This window comes from Acidimicrobiia bacterium, from assembly GCA_016650365.1.
Taxonomy (GTDB): Bacteria; Actinomycetota; Acidimicrobiia; order Spongiisociales; family JAENVV01; genus JAENVV01.
Genome location: JAENVV010000268.1, coordinates 1 through 3,793 on the forward strand (window position 1 = coordinate 1; position 3,793 = coordinate 3,793).

Consider the following 3,793-nt stretch of genomic DNA (forward strand, 5'->3'; position numbering starts at 1 on the left):
ACGTTGAGAGGTGTGGCCTCGGCCAACTTGTCCAACAGCCGGGTTGCATCTTCACAAAAGTGGCATCCGGGGGCGGTGACTACCAGGACGTCGACCGGTTTCGTCATGCGGAACTCCCGACCCCGGTGCCAGCATCAAGGTGGCATCGACGAACCGCACGGACGGTTGGTGGGGCGGAGCCGAACGTGGCAGACAAGAGATCATCGACGATGTCGCCAACTCCCGCCCTACTGAGCGACTCCGGAACGCATCTTCGAAGATGCGACTCCAGTATCTGGTGCCGCACCATGTCCACGGCTCCCTGAACCGCCGAAAGTTGATACAGGACCTCTACGCAATCTCGACGCTCGTCCACCATGCGAATCACCCCGTCGAGATGACCGGACATTGAACGGAGTCGGAAACCAACCGAACTGGTCTCGTTTCTCATAATTCGGAGCCTATCCCACCCCCCTAGGGGTGGGATAGGGCCGAACGGCTCTGCCTTGAGGGTCGAAAGAGAAGGTGCACATGAGGCCGCCACCGGCCGCATGGAGTCGCGGTACGAGACCTGGACCAAGTTGACCTGTGCGTGTACTCGCATCAGCGCCTAGAGACCCTCTCCGATGGGGTGGACTTGTTCGCCATAGAGGTACTGGAATATCTGCCGGGCGATCGGCGCCGCAACGGTGCCACCCGATCCGCCCTGGTCGACGACCACAGCAACGACGTAGTCGGGTGAGGCAATCGGGGCAACCCCAACGAACCAGGCCGTGTCCCCCTTGCCGTTGGTGGTCGAGGTTCCTGTTTTTCCGCCGACTATCCCGCTCGAAGTCATCGAAGAGAATGCCCTTCGTGCCGTACCGTATTCGCTGGTGATGGTACGACCCAAGTCTTGAAGAAAAGACTGCTGAAACCCCGCGGACCAGGCTATCCGGAACGCTATTTCTGGGTCGAGGCGGGTAGTGGTGCCGTCACTGTGATCCACAAGTCGGTTGACAACGGTAGGCCTCCACACGGTTCCTCCGTTGCTCATCGCAGCATACGCCACGGCCATCTGAAGGGGCGTCGCCAGCGTCTCTCCCTGGCCGATCGCCACGTTCATGAGGTCCCCACCCTTCCAGATCGGACCCGGGTCAATACGGTCAGGTGATAGGCGATACGGAGCTGTTTCAGCCCATTCGGTGAATAGGGCTCGGTCGGGTATCTGCCCGGCAGCCTCAAAAGGAAGATCAATACCCGTTTGGGAGCCCAGTCCCAACCTGCGGGCCATTTCCTGAAGAATTCCCTCGTTACCGGTGTTCTTATTCTGCGACCAAATCGCCAACGCCACTTCCCAAAAGTAGATATTGCACGAAACGGCGAACGCCCTATGCAGATCCACGATGCCGTGTCCCGGGTCGGTGAATACCTGCTGGCTGCCATCACTCAACCCCCGGATACGCAGGACGCCCTCGCAAAGAATCGAACCCTCCGGACTCTGTTGGGTCGCCTCAGCCGGAAAGACATTGTGTTCGACTGCCGTCGCGTAGGTAACCGCCTTGAAGCTGGATCCCGGTGGGTACTGACCTTGAATGGCAAGGTCAGTGAACGCCGATGCCTCAAGCAGTTCATCGAACTCACCCTGGCCGATACCGCCCACAAAAGACCCGGGGTCAAAGACAGGGTTCGACGCCATTGCGACCACGTGACCGGTTTTGGGATCAAGAACCACCGCCGCCCCCGACGTGGCGTTCGCACCGGCCTCGCTAGCTCGTGCCCAACTCAGTCCATCTGTGAGGCTCTGTTCTACCTGTTGCTGCACGGCGCTGTCGAGGTTGAGAACGATTGTGTCTCCTTGCTTCGGCGGGATTTCACCAACCGGAAACGTCCCAACCGGCCGTTCTGGTGCGTCTCCCGCAGCCAGAGGTGGCGCAGCGTCGAATAGTTCTTGGGTGCTCCAAGCGCCGCCGACTCCGAAGGCACCGAGAATCCATGGCCACAAACCGGCGATGAACTGGCGCCGACCGATCTTATGTTCCATTTTCTCTGCTGTCCCTGGTGCGGGTTATGTGGAGCAGATCGCCCGGGACTGTCGACACAGGGGAATTCGTCCGTTCGGGCAAGCACATTCCAGTCTCCATCGCCAAAGCCTTGACTCCCTCAAGAGCTTGGACTCTCAGCATCAAGGAAGCACACCAGTTTTCGTGAAGCTTCTGTAAAGATGTATCAAATCGGATCAGGGCATCCTCACGCTCCCCGGGATTCGCGCAGGTAATTTGAACGGGGTCCTGACGGATGCCTGCCAGCACCGGTCGTCATCTCACTGCTCCGACCCAGCACGGCTCCGGCACCGAAAATTGGCGACACCACTCGTGGAAGCCTTAAACTCGGCCACGGGACCTCCAAACATTTCTCAACCCTTATAGGGAGACGGGCGGGATTGGACAGCGACGACCCCCCAACCGCAGGCCGGGTAGTCGCAGTGTCGAGCCCGGCTGATGGGTCATCCCAAGTGGATGGGGTCCACCTCATATGCTGATCCCTAGATCAATATCCATAATGCAAATGCGCTGCGACGCTTCTTCGACTTGATCGAAAGCCACAACGTCGGTCATATTTTCGACGTTTCCACCGGACCCGATGGCCCCACCCTCAAGGACGAAGCCGCTTTGCCACTCTCGATCACTTGGAAGTCGAAGTCGGTCATATTGGGACCATCCAAGGCCGGTCCCCGCCTTCATCGCCGCCGAGATCGCCGAAGCCAGGCTGCCAATACCGAGCGCCGAATCGGCATCCACCACGACGGCGCCGGCCATCGCCGCCCGGCTGGGGTGTGGTAAATTGCTGTCCTGATGTTGCTGATGGAGGCGTACCGTCGTTGTTGTTGTCCGGACGGCTTTTCCGCGGGCGAAATCTGTTAAGCCGACCACCACAACCAAACCCACTCTCTTGGCCCGCAATCAGCGGGCCTTTTCTATTTTGGAGGATCCTCATGGCCAACATCTACTCGAACATCACCGAAACCGTCGGACGCACCCCGCTCGTCGAGTTGCAGCGCATGAGCGCGCCGGGCGGCGCCCGGGTACTCGCAAAACTGGAGTCGTTCAATCCGCTGTCGAGCGTCAAGGACCGCATCGGCGTCAACATGATCAACGTCGCCGAGGCCGAAGGGCGCATCACCCCGGGGGAAACCACGCTGGTCGAACCGACCTCGGGCAACACCGGCATCGCGCTGGCGTTCGCCGCCGCCGCCAAGGGGTATCGTCTGATACTCACCATGCCCGACACCATGAGCATCGAGCGTCGCACCCTGCTCGCCTTCCTGGGGGCCGAGCTGGTACTGACCCCGGGGGCCGAAGGCATGAAGGGTGCCATTGCGGGGGCCGAACAGATCCGGGATGAGACCCCGGGGGCAGTGATCCTTCAACAGTTCACCAATCCTGCCAACCCCGACATCCATCGGCGCACCACCGCCGGGGAGATCTGGGCCGACACCGACGGCGAGGTCGACTTCGTCGTCTCCGGGGTCGGTACAGGGGGCACGATCACCGGAGTCGGCGGGGCGCTCAAGGAACGCAAACCGTCGGTGAGGATGGTCGCTGTCGAGCCGAAGGACTCGGCCGTCCTCTCGGGAGGATCACCCGGACCCCACAAGATTCAGGGAATCGGAGCAGGTTTCGTACCCGAAGTCCTCGACCTCGCCATCATCGACGAAATCGTCTTGGTCGGCAACGAAGACGCTTTGGAGACAACTCGCCGACTGGCTCGCACCGAGGGCATCCTGGCCGGCATCTCCAGCGGGGCGGCGGTCAAGGCGGCACTCGAGGTGGCG

4 protein-coding genes are annotated in these 3,793 nt (G+C 60.7%); 1 reads left to right on the forward strand and 3 read right to left on the reverse strand.

Annotated features, from left to right (window positions below; all coding sequences use genetic code 11):
- Positions 1–103: 103 nt before the first annotated feature.
- From JJE47_15345 to JJE47_15355, 3 genes are all read right to left on the reverse strand, one after another.
- Positions 104–430: a metal-sensitive transcriptional regulator gene (locus JJE47_15345; GenBank protein MBK5268795.1), complete on the reverse strand. Its 327-nt coding sequence runs from the start codon at positions 428–430 to the stop codon at positions 104–106.
- A gap of 159 nt (positions 431–589) precedes the next feature.
- Entirely contained in the window at positions 590–2,002 is a 1,413-nt protein-coding gene (locus JJE47_15350; protein ID MBK5268796.1) for a hypothetical protein, read from the reverse strand.
- A gap of 487 nt (positions 2,003–2,489) precedes the next feature.
- A complete protein-coding gene (locus JJE47_15355; protein MBK5268797.1) occupies positions 2,490–2,777 on the reverse strand; it encodes a hypothetical protein in 288 nt (95 codons plus the stop codon).
- A gap of 176 nt (positions 2,778–2,953) precedes the next feature.
- Between JJE47_15355 and cysK the strand changes: the two genes are divergently transcribed.
- Positions 2,954–3,793, forward strand: an 840-nt coding sequence (gene cysK / locus JJE47_15360; GenBank protein ID MBK5268798.1) for a cysteine synthase A, incomplete at its 3' end; no start/stop codon positions are given.

Bases quoted from the DNA above. Each gene is read 5' to 3' on its own strand.
- JJE47_15355 (MBK5268797.1), bottom strand. From the start codon at position 2,777: ATGGCCGGCGCCGTCGTGGTGGATGCCGATTCGGCGCTCGGTATTGGC.
- JJE47_15345 (MBK5268795.1), bottom strand. From the start codon at position 430: ATGAGAAACGAGACCAGTTCGGTTGGTTTCCGACTCCGTTCAATGTCC.
- JJE47_15350 (MBK5268796.1), bottom strand. From the start codon at position 2,002: ATGGAACATAAGATCGGTCGGCGCCAGTTCATCGCCGGTTTGTGGCCA.